This window comes from Pseudomonas sp. NY15435 (assembly GCF_048068295.1).
Lineage (GTDB): Bacteria > Pseudomonadota > Gammaproteobacteria > Pseudomonadales > Pseudomonadaceae > Pseudomonas.
Genome location: NZ_JBLUQA010000008.1, coordinates 167,482 through 183,092 on the forward strand (window position 1 = coordinate 167,482; position 15,611 = coordinate 183,092).

Genomic DNA, 15,611 nt, shown 5'->3' on the forward strand with positions numbered 1-15,611 from the left:
AAATGCCGTCTGAAATGCTGGATTTCGGGCGTCAGCGGTGTGTCGTCTGCCGGGCTTTTTGTAGGAGCGAGCTTGCTCGCGAACCGATCGACTCAGGCGCGTGGACTGGCTTTGCCCTCTCCCCAGCCCTCTCCCTGAAGGGAGAGGGAGCCGTGCGGAGTTCTTCGGATGTAATGGAGTCAGCCGGCGAACGCGGGACTTTCCGCTTGCTCCGGAAAGTCCTCTCTCCCTGAAGGGAGAGGGAGCCGTCTGGAGTTCTTCGGATGGAATGGAGTCAGCCGGCGAGCGCGGGACTTTCCGCTTGCTGCGGAAAGTCCCCTCTCCCTGAAGGGAGAGGGAGCCGTGCGGAGTTCTTCGGATGTAATGGAGTCAGCCGGCGAACGCGGGACTTTCTGCTTGCTGTGGAAAGTCCCCTCTCCCTTAAGGGAGAGGGGACCGTGCGGAGTTCTTCGGATGTAATGGAGTCAGCCGGCGAGCGCGGGACTTTCTGCTTGCTGCGGAAAGTCCCCTCTCCCTTAAGGGAGAGGGGGCCGTGCGGAGTTCTTCGGATGTAATGGAGTCAGCCGGCGAACGCGGGACTTTCCGCTTGCTCCGGAAAGTCCCCTCTCCCTTCAGGGAGAGGGTTAGGGAGAGGGTGTCGCCGGTCTGCACCTAGCCCCGATACAGGCTCGGACTCGCCCCACTCCAGCGCTGGAAGGCATGCCGGAAGCTGGCCGTCTCGCTATAACCCAACTGCTCGGCGATCAGGTAGATCGGCAGGTCAGTATCCTTGAGCAATTGCCGCGCACGGTCGAAACGCACCTCGTCGAGCACCTGTTGATAACTGGTGTTCTGCTGCTGCAGGTGGCGGCGCAGGGTGCGGGTAGAGCGGTGCAGGTGGCGGGCCACGGTGTCCAGGTTGGCGGTGTCCTGCAGGTGGCTGGCCAGGTGCTGGCGCAACTGGTCGATCACGTCGCCGCGGCTGCTGAGCATCGCGCTCATGCGCAGGCATTGCTGCACACCATTGTGGCAGCTGACCGGGTCGGCCAGCGGCAGCGGCCGGTCGAGCAGCGCTGGGCTGAAGCACAGGGCGCTGGTGGGCGCACCGAAATCCACCGGGCAGCCCAGGCGCTCGGTGTAGGTCTCGGCGTGCAGCGGTGGTCGGTAGGCCAGCAGCATTCGCCGCGGCCGCACCGATTCGCCGAGCAGATCGCGGATCACCGTCAGCAGCGACGTCAGGCACAACTCGGTGTTGAACACCGTCAGCTCCGGCGCGTAGCGGTACCCGTCGGCGGTCAGGTGAACCTCGTCGCCCTGCGGCGTCAGCGCCAGGCGGAAGTAGGTGCCGAGCAGTTCGGGGAATGACAGTGCCAGGTGCAGCGCATCGCGCAGGGTGCGGCTGGCGAGCATGCTATAGCCGAGGATGCCGTAGGCCGAGACATGCATGCGCAGGCCAAGGTAGAGGCCCAGCGCCGGATCGTGGTGGCAGTTCAGGGCATTGGCGAAGACCCGCAGCTCCTGAGCGTGAGTGATCAGCTTTTCCGGGGTGAGCAGGTCCGCCTCCCCGATGCCACTGCCCTCCAGCAGCTTCGGCCGCGGCACGCCGGCGTGGTGCAGCACTTCGGTCGCCAGCACCACGGTGTGCAGGGTTGCCTGCTGGCGTTGTTCGGGAAGCAGATGCTGGGCCATCGATACGCCTCTTGCAGTCACTTGCAAAAGAATCACGGGACAGTCTTGCGCTAACCTGACTCTAGCCTGCCCGCGGTTGCTGGTGGCCTTTAAGTTTGGCTTCAGGCGCTGCTGTCACTCTGCCACGCCATCCCCACCCCGAGTCCTCCATGCGCCGTCTGCTCAAACCCCGCCGTCTGTTCCTGCTGCTGGCGCTGATCGCCCTGGCCCTGCTGCTTGCGCTGGGCCAGAGCTTCCGGGTCTACGAGCGCGGCTGGTTCAAGTTCAACGAGTGGCGCCACGCGGCGCAGTGGCAGGAGCAGTCCATCTGGCTGCCCGACTACCGCGTGGTGCTGGAGGCGCAGCCGATCGAGGGGCTGGAGGACAACGTCTCGGCGCTGACCTACGACCCGGACCGGCAGACCCTCTTCACCGTCACCAACAAGCAGAACGAGCTGGTGGAGCTGTCGCTGGAGGGCAAGCTGCTGCGCAGGATCGCGCTGCACGGTTTCGGCGATACCGAGGCCATCGAATACATCAGCCGCAACGTCTATGTGATTACCGACGAGACCCACCAGCGCCTGCTGCGTGTGGAACTGCGCGACGACACGAAGGAGTTGAACGCCGAAGACGCCCAGCAGCTTGCCCTGGCCCTGGGGCGCGGCGGCAACAGCGGCTTCGAGGGGCTGGCCTACGACTCGGTGGGCAAGCGCCTGTTCGTCGCCAAGGAGCGGCACCCGGTGCATATCTATGAGGTGCGCGGCTTCCCCTACGAGCAGTCGGAGCAGCCTATCGCTGTACACGTGGTGGAAGACCTGCAGCACAACCGCAACCTGTTCGTTCGCGATCTTTCCAGCCTGCAGTACGACGAGCGCAGCGGGCACCTGCTGGCGCTGTCCGACGAATCCCGGCTGGTGCTGGAGTTGAGCGCCGACGGCGAACCGATCAGCTCACTGTCGCTGCTGCGCGGCATGCAGGGCCTGCGGCGCAGCGTGCCGCAGGCGGAGGGCATCGCCATGGACGACCAGGGCACGCTGTACCTGGTCAGTGAGCCCAATCTCTTCTACGTGTTCAAGAAGCGCGAGGCGCACTGAGGGCGCCTCGCTTTCCCGCGATCAGAACTGCCACTGCACGCCGAGGGAGTAGGACGCCTGGCTGCCCTCGCTGTGGGCGAAGCGCGAGTTGGCCTCGGCGAATACGCCCAACTGCTCGGTGACTGCCAGCAGGGCGCCGAGCTGGGCGCGGCCGAAGTCCTTGTCCACGTCGCCCAGGTCGGCGACGCGGGTGCGGCCATCGCCCAGGGCGGTCAAGGCGATATCGTCCAGGCGGCCGTCGGCCAGTTCCTTCACCCAGCGCACGCTGGCGTAGGGCTGCACGGCCATGTGGTTGCCCAACGGCAACTCGCCGCGCAGACCCCAGCCAAGGCTGGCTTCGACCGAGTCATAGTCCTGCTTCTCGTAGCCCAGCGCAGTGCGCAGGTCGTCGTCTTCGTTGAAGTCGTCGATCTTGTAGTGCACATAGTCGAGCCCGCCCTGCGGCCCGGTCTTGATGCCGGCGATGTCGAAGTCGTAACCGCCGTCGACTCGTGCACCCCAGAACCAGGCGTTGGTGTCGCCGTCGATGCGCTGGTCGAGCAGTACCGGGCCGTTCTTCGCCTTCAGGTAAACCGAGCGCTTGCTGTCGAAGTCGGCATAGCCGGCGCTCAGTTCGCCGCCCAGCCAGGCCGGGCCTCCGTCGTTGAGCAGGCCGTAGAGGCCCAACTGCCAGGTTTCGGCCTCCAGGCGGGCGCTATGGTCCATATTGTCGCGGCTACGCTGGAAGCTCAGGCTACCGCCGACGGTCACGGCCTCGCTGGCGCGGTAGTCGCCCAGCAGGTTCACGCCGGCGCGGTGCGAGCGCGGGTCGCCGGGCATGTCGAAGCCGCTCTCGGGGCTGGTCTCGCCCTCCACGCCCACCGCGCCGTCGAAGCTGCCGACCGGGCGCGAGCTGCCCAGCAGCGTCAGCCAGCGGCGGTCATGCAGGCGGGTCAGGGCCAGGTGCTGGCGCTGCAGTTGGTCTTCCATTTGCCGCGCCATGGCGCCGCCGGAGGCGGTGGAGGCGAGCAGGTCGGCGTTGGTGAGCTCCAGCACCAGGCGGGTGAGCAGGCGCGAGAAGTCGCGCAGGCGCTGGTCGATGCGCTCCTGGCCGAAGGCCCCGGTGAGTACCTGTTCATTGTCCAGCGTTGGGTTGTGCCAGGTGGCGCCGCCAGGAATGGCGGGATTATCGGTCTGCTCGTAGCCGTCCAGATCGCCCAGTTCCCAGTTGGTGGCTTCGATGAACAGCACCGGGACGTTCAAGCCCTCGAAGCTTTCGCCGTCACTGCAGCAACCGGTGCCGGCGGGGTATTCCTCGTTCAGGCCGGGGTTGGTGAACAGCGGGATCTTCAGTTCCTGGGCGATGCGCAGGAGCTGGTCGCGGTAGGCGCCCAGTGCGGGGTTGTCGACGCTGTTGAAACCGGCGTGGGCGTACATCTTGTCGCCGGTGATCAGGCTGTCGAGATTGATCATGCCCAGCAGGTTGCTGCGCTGCTCGTCGCTGAGCGAGGCGACATAGGCGCGGGAGCCGCGCAGGCCCTCTTCCTCGGCGCCGAAGCCGACCACTTCCAGGCCGTTTTCCAGCGTGATGCCGCCCAGATTGCGGGCGATCTCGGTCAGCACGGCGGCGCCCGAGCCGTTGTCGTCCAGGCCTTGCAGGGTCGGACGGCCGTAGTAGGTATCGTAGTGAGCACCCAGTACCACGTACTGGCCGCTGCTGCCCGGGGCACTGGCGATGACGTTCTGCGAGCTGCGGTTGCCGGCCCAGGTGAAGTCCTGGACCTGCGTCTGGTAACCGAAGCCCAGGCGCGACTGCATCAGTGCGGTGGCGCCGGCGAAGCTGGCGGTGCCACGGTAACGGCCCGGGTACTCGTTGATCAGGGTGTCGAGGGTGTCCCCGGCATACTCCCCGTATTCGTAGGCGTTGGCGTCGGTCGCCAACGCAGCGCAGCCCAGGCTGACCGCAACAGCTATAGGTTTGAACACGGCACTTTCCTCTGTGTCGATTGGAATCGCATCGGTCTTCGATGCGTGCGCCGGAGGAAAGCAGGATGCAGGCCGGTTCGCCGGAGATGGGCGGAATTTGACGCGTCAGTGACCGAGGGTGTCGCGCCACTGTAACAGTAGTGATACACGGCCGGCGATAGAGCCGGCCGTGCGAAGCGGGTGCGCCGAGGCGCTCACCGAAACGGTGCGCTGTCAGGTGTCGTCGCTGATCGGCGCGTCTGGCGCATAGCGTTTGACCGCCGCCACGCCGGCCTCGGCGGTGGCCTTGCTGGCGTACATCTGGCTCTGTCCGACGACCTGGCCGTTGGTGGCCTTGAGTACGAAGTAATGCTTGCCGTTGGCGGCGACCTTGATCTCGAAGGCCCCTTCGCGCTGCGAGTTCTTGCGCACCGATTCGATGCCGTCTACGGCCGAGGTCTTGGCCTTGTACAGCTCGCTGGTCAGGACGATTTCGCCGTTGCTGGCGTGCAGATTGAAGTGGAACTGGCCATCACTGGCCTTTTTCAGATGGTACTTGGCGGCCATGCTGCATCTCCCTTTGGGATTAAGGTCATCCCAGCGTAGACGGCAGTGGGCGCTCTGGAAGGCGCCATCCGGCGGATGGCGCCTGGCGCGTCAGACCTTGAGGGTCTTCACCCCTTCGGCGGTGCCCAGCAGCAGCAGGTCCGCCGGGCGCGCGGCGAACAGGCCATTGGTGACCACGCCGACGATGTTGTTGATCGCTTCTTCCAGCTGCACCGGGCTGTCGATGCGCAGGTTGTGCACGTCGAGGATGATGTTGCCGTTATCGGTCAGCACACCCTCGCGGTACACCGGGTCGCCGCCCAGCTTCACCAGTTGGCGGGCCACGTGGCTGCGGGCCATGGGGATGACTTCCACCGGCAGCGGGAAGCCGCCGAGGATCGGCACCAGCTTGCTGGCGTCGGCGATGCAGATGAACTGCTTGGCCACGGCCGCGACAATCTTCTCGCGGGTCAGCGCGGCGCCGCCGCCCTTGATCAGCTCCAGGCGCTCGTTGGTCTCGTCGGCGCCGTCCACATAGAACTCCAGTTCGCTGACGGTGTTCAGGTCGTAGACCGGGATGCCATGGCCCTTCAGGCGCTGGGCAGTGGCTTCGGAGCTGGCCACGGCGCCGTCGAACTCGGCCTTGTGCTTGGCCAGCAGGTCGATGAAGAAGTTGGCGGTGGAGCCGGTGCCCACGCCGACGATGCTCTTGCTGTCGAGGTGCGGAAGGATGTGGTCGACGGCGGCCTGGGCCACTGCCTGCTTGAGCTGATCCTGGTTCATGGCGAAGGGTCTTCTTACCTGGCTGGGCGCGAAAGCGCCGGGGAATAATCGAAAGGGCGGATTATAGCGGTCGATGGCGCGCCGGTGTTGCGCCGCCGGGCAACTGTTACGGTCATCTGCGCGCGGATTGTTCGGTGGCCCGCGCTGCGCCCGCTGGAGTAGACTCGCGGTTCCTCGAAAAGCCGCCGATATAGCCCTTCCGATGCTCGAACACTACGTCAAGAAGATCCTCACCTCGCGTGTCTACGACGTTGCCGTGGAAACGCCCCTGCAGCCCGCCCGCCAGCTCTCCGAGCGCCTGGGCAACCAGATTCTGCTGAAACGCGAAGACCTGCAGCCGGTGTTCTCCTTCAAGATTCGCGGCGCCTACAACAAGCTGGCGCAGCTGAGCCCGGAAGAACTCGCCCGTGGCGTCGTCACCGCCTCTGCCGGCAACCATGCCCAGGGTGTAGCGCTGGCCGCCCGCGAGCTGGGCATCAAGGCCACCATCGTGATGCCACGCACTACGCCAGAGCTGAAGGTCCAGGGCGTGCGCGCCCGTGGCGGCAAGGCCGTGCTGCACGGCGATGCCTTCCCCGATGCGCTGGCGCATTCGCTGAAGCTGGTGGAAGAGAAGGGCTACGTCTACATCCATCCCTATGACGATCCGGACGTGATCGCCGGCCAGGGCACCGTGGCGATGGAAATCCTCCGCCAGAATCCGGGCCGCATCGACGCGATCTTCGTGCCGGTCGGCGGCGGCGGCCTGATCGCCGGCATTGCCGCCTACGTCAAATACCTGCGTCCGGAGATCAAGATCATCGGCGTCGAGCCCGATGACTCCAATTGCCTGCAGGCCGCCATGGCTGCCGGCGAGCGCGTGGTGCTCGGTCAGGTCGGGCTGTTCGCCGACGGCGTGGCCGTGGCACAGATCGGCAAGCACAACTTCGAGCTGTGCAAGGACCATGTCGATGAAGTAATCACCGTCAGCACCGACGAGATCTGCGCGGCGATCAAGGACATCTACGACGACACCCGTTCGATCACCGAGCCGGCCGGCGCGCTGGCGGTGGCCGGGATCAAGCGGTACGTCGAGCGTGAAGGTGTGAAGGGCGAGACCCTGGTGGCCATCGATTCGGGCGCCAACATCAACTTCGACCGCTTGCGCCACGTGGCCGAGCGCGCGGAGCTGGGCGAGAAGCGCGAAGCGATCATCGCGGTGACCATCCCCGAGCGTCCGGGCAGCTTCAAGGCGTTCTGCGAGGCCATCGGCAAGCGCCAAATCACCGAGTTCAACTACCGCTACAACACCGACAGCGAAGCGCACATCTTCGTCGGCGTGCAGACGCACCCGGAGAACGATCCGCGCGCGGCGCTGGTGCAGCAACTGCAGGACCAGGGTTTCCCGGTGCTCGACCTGACCGACAACGAACTGGCCAAGCTGCACATTCGCCACATGGTCGGCGGCCATTCGCCGCGCGTCTCCGGCGAGCAGGTGTTCCGCTTCGAGTTCCCCGAGCGTCCCGGCGCGCTGTTCAACTTCCTCAACCGCCTGGGCGGGCGCTGGAACATCACCCTGTTCCACTACCGCAACCATGGTGCCGCCGACGGTCGCGTGGTCGCCGGCCTGCAAGTACCGGAGGACGAGCGTCACCTGGTGGCGGCCGCGCTGGAAGAGATCGGCTACCCCTACTGGGACGAGACGGACAACCCGGCCTATCGCCTGTTCCTCGGCTGAGGATCAGGCAGAGGCGGCGCGACTGCTGCTAGGCTTGTCGGAACGCCGCCTTCTTCACAGGGAATTGAAATGGAAAGCCTGCAGACCTTCCGCATCCTCCACGGCATCGCCGCGGTGCTGCCGTTCCTGGCCATCATCGGCCTGGCCTGGTACGGCTGGCGCAGCTGGCGTGGCGGCGACGCCGGGGTGATCGCCAAGGCGCTGCAGCGCATCGGCCTGATCGGCTGGGTACTGGTCGCCGGTAGCGTCGCCAGCCTGCCGGTTACCGGCTATCGCATGGTGCAGACCATCGGCTGGCCGCTGGGGCAGACCTGGCTGCTGGGCAGTGCCTGCCTGCTGATCGTCGCGACGATCTTCTGGCTGCTTTTCACCACCCGCCTGTGGCGCATCCGCGACCTCGCGCTGGTGGCGCAAAGCAGCGGCGAACCGATCTCCGCCGGTGCGGCACGGCAGTGGAAGTTCGGCCTGGCCTTCTTCGCGCTGGCGCTGCTGTGCGTGGTCGCCATCCTGGTGCTGATGATCAGCAAACCGGTGTGATTCTGCACACTGGTTCCTGCGTCCGCTTCGATCTGTTCACGTAAGGTGGCGGATCGTCGGTTGATCGAAGTACGCCCATGAATGTTCTTCTGTTAGGCGCCCGGGGGTTCCTCGGTCGTCATCTGCTACCCGCGCTGCTCGCCGAAGGGCACCAGGTCTTCGCCTGCGCCCGCGCGATTCCTCATGGCCCTGCACTGCCGGGCGTGCAGTGGCTGGCGCTGGATCTTGTCTCGCTGGCGGATGACCCCGGCACCTTTGTCTGGCCGGCGCCGATTGATGTGGTGATCAATGCTACTGGCGTGCTCAGTGACGACATTGATGAGCTAGACAAGGTGCAGGCCCGTGGGCCACAGCAGCTGTTCGCCTTGGCCGCGCGCAATGGCGCGCGAATTCTGCAGCTTTCCGCACTGGGCGCAGGTGAGCATGCGGATATTCCCTTCCTGGTGAGCAAGGCCGTCGCCGACCAGGCGGCTCTGTCCCATACCCGTTCGGTCGTACTGCGGCCTTCGTTGGTGCTCGGCCCTGGCGGAGCCAGCAGTGGCTGGTTGGCGCAGTTGTCGAGATTGCCCTGGGTGCCGCTGCCTGACGCTGCGGCTCGTCTGCAGCCATTGCATGTCCAGGATTTGGTGGGCGCCGTCCTCGCGTTGCTACGCCGCTGGCCGGAGCGCAGCCTCGCCCTGCCGTTGGTGGGGCCGCGCGCCATGACGCAGCGCGAGTTGCTGAATCTGCTTCGTAACGCGCAGGGGCTGCGTGCGCGTCGGCCCCCACGACTGCCCTGGTGGTGTGCACGCGGACTGTCTGCCCTGGGCGCAAGGCTGGGGTGGCGCATGTTCAGTCCGCAGTTGCTGCGCCTTGCCCGTCGGGACAACCTGGCCAGCGCCGACGAGCTCGCTGGTGCCTGTGGCTATCGGGCGGCACCGCTGGAGTCTCGGCTGCTGGGCTGGCCTGATGCGCGTGCCGCGCTGTTCGAAGGCTTGCGGCCGGTCTGGTTGGGCGTGCTCGCCGCCATCTGGATCGGGACCGCTGTCGTCTGCCTGGGCCCCGGTTTCGACTGGGGGCTGCGAATCATGAGCGAGTTCGGGGTGGACGGCTGGCCGGCTGTTCTGGCAGTCGTCGTCGGTGCGCTGTTCGATGGCATTCTGGGCATCGGCCTTTTGTTGCGCCGGTGGCGCCGGCCGGCCTTGTGCGGGCAGATCGCGCTGATGCTGGCGTACATGCTGCTGATCAGTTGGCGACTGCCGCATTACTGGTTCGACCCGTTCATGGCGGTGGGAAAGAACTTTGCGATCCTGATTGCCAATATCGGTCTGCTGGCCAGTGAACCCGACAAGGACGCCGCGTGAACCTCTACCTGCTGCTCAAGACCCTGCACATCCTGTCTTCCACGCTGCTGTTCGGTACCGGGCTGGGTTCGGCCTACTACAGCTGGCGCGCCTGGCGCAGCGGCAACCTGGAAGCGATCCGCATCACCTTCCGCCACCTGGTCACCGCCGACTGGCTGTTCATCGCCACCACGGCGGTGTTCCAGCCGTTGAGCGGCATCGCCATGGCGCACATGGCCGGCTGGCCGCTGGATTCGGGCTGGCTGCTATGGAGTCTGGCGCTTTATGTGTTCGCGGGCGCCTGCTGGCTGCCGGTGGTCTGGCTGCAGATTCGCGTGCGGAACATGGCCGAGGCTGCGCACCGGGAAGGCACCGCGTTGCCGCCGCGAGCCTTCCTCTATATGCGCTGGTGGTTCGCTCTGGGTTGGCCGGCGTTCCTGGCCTTCCTGGCGATCTTCTACCTGATGGTCAACAAGAGCTTCTGATGACTTAGTCGCGCAGGCTGATCACCGGCCAGCCGCGTTCGATAGCGGTGGCGCGCAGGGTGTCGTCGGGGTCGACGGCCACCGGGTTGGCGACCTGCTCGAGCAGCGGCAGGTCGTTGCGCGAGTCGCTGTAGAAGTAGGCGTCGTCCAGCGTCAGGCCGGTTTCTTCCAGCCAGCGGTTCAGGCGCGTCACCTTGCCGCCCTGGAAGCAGGGCACGCCACAGGTCTGGCCGGTATAGAGGCCATCCCGCATCTCGCACTCGGTGGCGATCAGGGTTTCCACGCCCAGGCGCTCGACGATGGGTGCGGTGATGAAGCGGTTGGTGGCGGTGATGATCACCAGCTTGTCGCCGGCGGCGCGGTGCTCGGCCAGCAGGGCCTCGCCCTTGGCCAGGATGATGGGCTCGATGATCTCTTCCATGAACTGGCGGTGCCAGGCGGCCAGTTGCGCCAGGTCGGTGCGGCCGAGAATGGCCTGGGTGAAGGCCTGGTAGGCGAACACGTCGAGTGTGCCGGCGACATAGTCGGCATAGAAGGCATCGTTGCGCGCCTGGTACTCGCCAGCGTCCACCAGTCCCTTCTGGCACAGCCATTCGCCCCAGCTGTGGTCGCTGTCGCCGGCCAGGAGGGTGTTGTCGAGATCGAAGAGAGCCAGTCGCACGATGGATTACCGCCAGTTGCCAATACGGAAAAGTCGCCTAGAGTAACGGCTTTTGCCCACCCAGCACAGGACGCCGCAGCCCGCGTTGCCGCTGTCACAAGCTTTGTGGAACAATGCGGGCACACGCGATTTCGAGGATGTACCGCCGTGATCGATCCCGATGGTTTTCGCCCCAATGTCGGCATCATCCTTTGCAACGATGTCGGACAGGTACTGTGGGCACGGCGCATCAACCAGGAAGCCTGGCAATTTCCCCAGGGCGGCATCAACGCCCGCGAAACCCCTGAGGAAGCGCTGTACCGCGAACTGAACGAAGAAGTCGGCCTGGAAGAGCATGACGTCAAGATCCTCGCCTGTACCCGGGGCTGGCTGCGTTACCGCCTGCCGCAACGCCTGGTGCGTACCAACAGCCAGCCGCTGTGCATCGGGCAGAAACAGAAGTGGTTCCTTCTGCGCCTGACCGGCGAGGAAAGCCGGGTGCGCATGGATGTCACCGGCAAGCCCGAATTCGACGGCTGGAAATGGGTGAGCTACTGGTACCCGCTGGGCCAGGTCGTGACCTTCAAACGCGAGGTCTACCGCCGGGCTCTGAAGGAATTGGCACCGCGCCTGCTGGCGCGCGACTAGCACGAAGTTCAAGGAGTTAGACCCCCACGCCATGCTCAACACGCTGCGTAAGATCGTCCAGGAAGTGAACTCCGCCAAGGACCTCAAGGCGGCGCTGGGCATCATCGTGCTGCGGGTCAAGGAGGCCATGGGCAGCCAGGTGTGCTCGGTCTACCTGCTCGACCCGGAGAGCAACCGCTTCGTGCTGATGGCCACCGAGGGCCTGAACAAGCGCTCCATTGGCAAGGTCAGCATGGCGCCCAACGAGGGTCTGGTCGGCCTGGTCGGCACCCGCGAGGAGCCGCTGAACCTCGAGAACGCCTCCGAACACCCCCGTTACCGCTACTTCGCCGAGACGGGCGAGGAACGCTACGCCTCCTTCCTCGGCGCGCCGATTATCCACCACCGCCGGGTGATGGGCGTTCTGGTCGTGCAGCAGAAGGAAAAGCGCCAGTTCGACGAGGGCGAGGAAGCCTTCCTCGTCACCATGAGCGCGCAGCTTGCCGGCGTTATCGCCCACGCCGAGGCCACCGGCTCGATCCGCGGCCTGGGCAAGATGGGCAAGGGCATCAGCGAAGCCAAGTTCGTCGGCGTCCCCGGCGCTCCCGGCGTGGCCGTGGGCAAGGCCGTGGTGGTGCTGCCGCCGGCTGATCTCGAAGTAGTCCCGGACAAACCCATCGACGACGTCGAGGCCGAGGTCGAGCGCTTCAAGCAGGCGCTGGAGTCGGTCCGCGAAGACATGCGCAACCTCTCCAGCAAGCTGGCTACCCAGCTGCGCAAGGAAGAGCGTGCGCTGTTCGACGTGTACCTGATGATGCTCGACGACGCCTCCATCGGCCTCGAAGTCAAACGCATCATCCGCACCGGCCAGTGGGCCCAGGGCGCCCTGCGCCAGGTGGTGATGGAGCATGTGCAGCGCTTCGAACTGATGGACGACGCCTACCTGCGCGAGCGGGCATCGGACGTGAAGGACATCGGCCGGCGCATTCTTGCCTACCTCCAGGAGGAGCGTAAGCAGTCGCTGACCTACCCCGACCAGACCATCATCGTCAGCGAGGAACTGTCGCCGGCGATGCTCGGCGAAGTGCCGGAGGGCAAGCTGGTGGGCCTGATCTCGGTACTCGGTTCGGGCAACTCCCACGTGGCCATTCTGGCGCGTGCCATGGGTATCCCGACCGTCATGGGCGCGGTCGATCTGCCGTACTCCAAGGTCGACGGCATCGACCTGATCGTCGACGGCTACCACGGCGAGATCTACACCAACCCGTCGCCGCAGCTGGTCAAGCAGTACGGCGAAGTGGTCGCCGAAGAGAAAGAGCTGAGCAAGGGCCTCGCCGCGCTGCGCGAACTGCCCTGCGAGACGCTGGACGGCCATCGCATGCCGCTGTGGGTCAACACCGGCCTGCTGGCGGACGTGGCGCGTGCCCAGGAGCGCGGCGCGGAGGGCGTTGGCCTGTACCGCACCGAAGTGCCGTTCATGATCAACGACCGCTTCCCCAGCGAGAAGGAACAGCTCGCCATCTACCGCGAGCAGCTCTCCGCCTTCCATCCGCTGCCGGTGACCATGCGTACCCTGGACATCGGCGGCGACAAGGCGCTGTCCTACTTCCCGATCAAGGAAGACAACCCCTTCCTCGGCTGGCGCGGCATCCGCGTCACGCTCGACCACCCGGAAATCTTCCTGGTGCAGACCCGCGCCATGCTCAAGGCCAGTGAAGGCCTGGACAACCTGCGCATCCTGCTGCCGATGATCTCCGGCACCCACGAGCTGGAAGAGGCGCTGCACCTGATCCACCGCGCCTGGGGCGAAGTGCGCGACGAAGGCGTCGACATCCCCATGCCACCGATCGGCATGATGGTGGAGATCCCCGCGGCCGTGTACCAGACCCGCGAGCTGGCGCGCCAGGTGGACTTCCTCTCGGTCGGCTCCAACGACCTGACCCAGTACCTGCTGGCGGTGGACCGCAACAACCCGCGCGTCGCCGACCTCTACGACTACCTGCACCCGGCCGTGCTGCAGGCGCTGAAGAAGGTGGTCGACGACTCCCACGCCGAAGGCAAGCCGGTGAGCATCTGCGGCGAAATGGCCGGCGACCCGGCGGCCGCCGTGCTGCTGATGGCCATGGGCTTCGATTCCCTGTCGATGAACGCCACCAACCTGCCCAAGGTGAAATGGCTGCTGCGCCAGATGACCCTGTCCAGGGCCCGCGAACTGCTCGGCCAACTGATGACCTTCGACAACCCGCAGGTTATCCACAGCTCGCTGCACCTAGCCCTGCGCAACCTGGGCCTGGGCCGCGTGATCAACCCGGCGGCCACCATCCAGGCCTGACGCCGACCAAAGCCGCCTCCCGGAGCCGTGCATTTCCGGGAGGATCGAAGACGACACGGCCGGAACACCGGCCAGGACGAAGCTTATGGAAGAGCTCGACGTCACCCCTTGCACGGAGGGCGATAGCAGCGCCCGCACCCTGCGCTATGCCCTGAGTATCGTCAGCGACGGCATCTGGGACTGGGACATCCGCACCAACCATGTCACCCGCAGCCCGAGCTGGTACGCCATGCTCGGCTACGACCCCGACAGCCTTCCGGAAAACGTTGCCACCTGGCACGAGATCATCCACCCCGAAGATTTCGGCCGGGTCATGTTCGCCTTCGATGCCTACGTGCAGGGTCGCAGCGGCGTTTACCGCGAGGAGTATCGCTGCCGCTGCCTGGACGGCAGCTACCTGTGGGTCAGCGATCATGGGCGTTTCTTCGAGTTCGACGGGAGCGGCAAGCCCACGCGGATGATCGGTGCACACCGCAACATCCACGAACGCAAGCTGGCGGAGCTGGCGCTGCAGGAGAAGAACCACGAGCTGCACCAGCTCAACCTGAGCCTGGAGCTGCTGGTGCAGACCCGTACCGAAGCATTGCGCCAAGCCAACCAGGCGTTGGCGGAACAGGCGGCCGTCGCCCTGCGCCTGTCAGAGATCGACCCGTTGACCCAGATCGCCAACCGGCGACGCTTCGAACAGCAACTGCATGCCGAGTGGCAGCGCTTGCAACGGCACCACCACGGCTGTGCGCTGATGATGTTCGACCTCGATCACTTCAAGCGCATCAACGACAGCCTCGGCCACCAGGCTGGCGACCGCGTGCTGGTGGCGGTCGCCGAAGTGGTGCGGCGGCGCCTGCGTGAAGAGGACTGCTTTGCCCGCTGGGGCGGCGAGGAATTCATCGTGCTGCTGCCGGAAACCACCTGCGAAGCGGCGCGGGAACTGGCCGAGCGCCTGCGCCTGAGCCTGCGCCGGGCAGATATCTCGCTACCCACGCAACTCACCGCCAGCTTCTCGGTCACCGCGATGCAGCCCGGCGAGGATCTGATGGCGCTGTTGCGTCGCCTCGACGACGGGCTATACCGCGCCAAGGGCCAGCGCGACTGCATCGTTGTCTGCTAGACGATCAGGGAAACCTCGCCCAGACGCGCTCCGCTGGGGCCGAAGCTGTGCTCCAGGAACTCGCGGCGACCATCGGCGTGGACGATCAGCGCGGTGCTGGCGCGGGTGCCGTAGGTCGGGCTGGCGATGAATATGCTGGAAAGCAGGCGCTCCGTCGCCAGGCCGACGCCGGTGTCTGGCAGCTCCGCTTCGCTGGGCTGACGATTATCCGCCAGCAGCGCAACCAAGGAGCGGGTGTCTGGTTTCTCCAACGCTGTCACCAGGCCGTTGCGGGCGGCAAGCAGTTTTGGCCAGGGTGTGTCCAGCGCGGCGTTGGACAGACCGTGCACGCCCGGCGCCACCGCCACCGGCGGGCCGACGCGGGGATTGAAGTAGCAGAGCTGCGTGCGATCGCCCACCAGCAGATTGAAGCCGCTGTAGTCCGAGGTGCGGCGGGCCACCTGCTGCAGGTACTCCAGCGGCGATTGCCGGCCCTGCAGGAAGGCTGCCACCAGTTCGCCACGGGAGCGCGGGCCTGCCGGCTGGCCAGGGTCGCGCACGTTGGTCAGCGCGGCGAAGCGTCCGTCCGGCGCCACCCCCAGCCAGGTGCCGCCGGCCTCCAGGTCGCGGCCGGCGTAGAGGCCGGGATAATCCTCCCAGGCTGCCAGCGGCAGAGTCGGGCGGGCGTAGAACTCATCGCGGTTGGCCGCGACGATTAGGGGCGTGGCGTGTTCGGGACGCCAGGCGAAGACGATCAGGCACATGGGTCGAACTCCGTGGTGTGCCGGCAGTCTATCAACATCCGCCGATGTCCCGGAGTGGCTGGAGCGCCCGGGAGCCTTCGGCT

The 15,611-nt window shown here is 65.8% G+C and carries 14 protein-coding genes; 8 read left to right on the forward strand and 6 right to left on the reverse strand.

Going from position 1 to position 15,611, the window contains the following annotated elements; all coding sequences use genetic code 11:
- Positions 1 to 651: 651 nt before the first annotated feature.
- Positions 652 to 1,668 (reverse strand): AraC family transcriptional regulator, encoded by a 1,017-nt coding sequence (locus ACNFH5_RS20110; RefSeq protein ID WP_416748926.1) that lies wholly within the window; start codon positions 1,666 to 1,668, stop codon positions 652 to 654.
- Positions 1,669 to 1,817: 149 nt separating this feature from the next.
- Here ACNFH5_RS20110 and ACNFH5_RS20115 point away from each other — a divergent pair, with 149 nt between their 5' ends.
- On the forward strand, positions 1,818 to 2,741 hold the full coding sequence (locus tag ACNFH5_RS20115) for an SdiA-regulated domain-containing protein (RefSeq protein ID WP_416748928.1): 924 nt from the start codon (positions 1,818 to 1,820) through the stop codon (positions 2,739 to 2,741).
- A gap of 21 nt (positions 2,742 to 2,762) precedes the next feature.
- On the opposite strand, the gene ACNFH5_RS20120 is transcribed toward ACNFH5_RS20115, so the two are convergent.
- From ACNFH5_RS20120 to rpiA, 3 genes are all read right to left on the reverse strand, one after another.
- Positions 2,763 to 4,706 (reverse strand): autotransporter outer membrane beta-barrel domain-containing protein, encoded by a 1,944-nt coding sequence (locus ACNFH5_RS20120; protein WP_416748930.1) that lies wholly within the window; start codon positions 4,704 to 4,706, stop codon positions 2,763 to 2,765.
- A 213-nt stretch (positions 4,707 to 4,919) separates the two neighbouring features.
- Complete coding sequence (locus ACNFH5_RS20125; protein WP_416748932.1) at positions 4,920 to 5,252, reverse strand: YegP family protein; 333 nt, start codon at positions 5,250 to 5,252, stop codon at positions 4,920 to 4,922.
- A gap of 90 nt (positions 5,253 to 5,342) precedes the next feature.
- The gene (gene rpiA / locus ACNFH5_RS20130; RefSeq protein ID WP_088420080.1) at positions 5,343 to 6,014 is read right to left on the reverse strand and encodes a ribose-5-phosphate isomerase RpiA; all 672 of its coding nucleotides are present in this window, start codon (positions 6,012 to 6,014) and stop codon (positions 5,343 to 5,345) included.
- Between the two features lie 202 nt (positions 6,015 to 6,216).
- Between rpiA and ilvA the strand changes: the two genes are divergently transcribed.
- The 4 genes from ilvA to ACNFH5_RS20150 all read left to right on the forward strand — a co-directional run bounded on the left by ilvA (position 6,217) and on the right by ACNFH5_RS20150 (position 10,075).
- Entirely contained in the window at positions 6,217 to 7,731 is a 1,515-nt protein-coding gene (ilvA, locus tag ACNFH5_RS20135) for a threonine ammonia-lyase, biosynthetic (protein ID WP_416748935.1), read from the forward strand.
- A 69-nt stretch (positions 7,732 to 7,800) separates the two neighbouring features.
- Positions 7,801 to 8,268 (forward strand): DUF2269 domain-containing protein, encoded by a 468-nt coding sequence (locus ACNFH5_RS20140; protein WP_416748937.1) that lies wholly within the window; start codon positions 7,801 to 7,803, stop codon positions 8,266 to 8,268.
- A 77-nt stretch (positions 8,269 to 8,345) separates the two neighbouring features.
- Positions 8,346 to 9,611, forward strand: coding sequence for an SDR family oxidoreductase (locus tag ACNFH5_RS20145; protein ID WP_416748938.1), 1,266 nt, complete (start codon positions 8,346 to 8,348; stop codon positions 9,609 to 9,611).
- Positions 9,608 to 10,075 carry a DUF2269 family protein gene (locus ACNFH5_RS20150; RefSeq protein WP_416748940.1) on the forward strand — a complete coding sequence of 156 codons (468 nt, stop codon included), beginning with the start codon at positions 9,608 to 9,610 and terminating at the stop codon, positions 10,073 to 10,075. The genes ACNFH5_RS20145 and ACNFH5_RS20150 overlap by 4 nt, the downstream gene beginning before the upstream one ends.
- A gap of 4 nt (positions 10,076 to 10,079) precedes the next feature.
- On the opposite strand, the gene ACNFH5_RS20155 is transcribed toward ACNFH5_RS20150, so the two are convergent.
- Entirely contained in the window at positions 10,080 to 10,736 is a 657-nt protein-coding gene (locus tag ACNFH5_RS20155) for an HAD family hydrolase (protein WP_416748942.1), read from the reverse strand.
- A gap of 147 nt (positions 10,737 to 10,883) precedes the next feature.
- On the opposite strand from ACNFH5_RS20155, the gene ACNFH5_RS20160 reads away from it, so the two are divergent.
- The 3 genes from ACNFH5_RS20160 (at position 10,884) to ACNFH5_RS20170 (ending at position 14,785) form a co-directional block, all read left to right on the forward strand.
- Positions 10,884 to 11,363, forward strand: coding sequence for an RNA pyrophosphohydrolase (locus tag ACNFH5_RS20160; RefSeq protein WP_416748944.1), 480 nt, complete (start codon positions 10,884 to 10,886; stop codon positions 11,361 to 11,363).
- Between the two features lie 31 nt (positions 11,364 to 11,394).
- On the forward strand, positions 11,395 to 13,674 hold the full coding sequence (gene ptsP / locus ACNFH5_RS20165) for a phosphoenolpyruvate--protein phosphotransferase (RefSeq protein WP_416748946.1): 2,280 nt from the start codon (positions 11,395 to 11,397) through the stop codon (positions 13,672 to 13,674).
- A gap of 85 nt (positions 13,675 to 13,759) precedes the next feature.
- Positions 13,760 to 14,785 (forward strand): diguanylate cyclase domain-containing protein, encoded by a 1,026-nt coding sequence (locus ACNFH5_RS20170; protein WP_416748948.1) that lies wholly within the window; start codon positions 13,760 to 13,762, stop codon positions 14,783 to 14,785.
- Here ACNFH5_RS20170 and ACNFH5_RS20175 read toward each other — a convergent pair.
- On the reverse strand, positions 14,782 to 15,528 hold the full coding sequence (locus ACNFH5_RS20175; protein WP_416748950.1) for an NRDE family protein: 747 nt from the start codon (positions 15,526 to 15,528) through the stop codon (positions 14,782 to 14,784). The genes ACNFH5_RS20170 and ACNFH5_RS20175 overlap by 4 nt on opposite strands.
- Between the last annotated feature and the right edge of the window lie 83 nt (positions 15,529 to 15,611).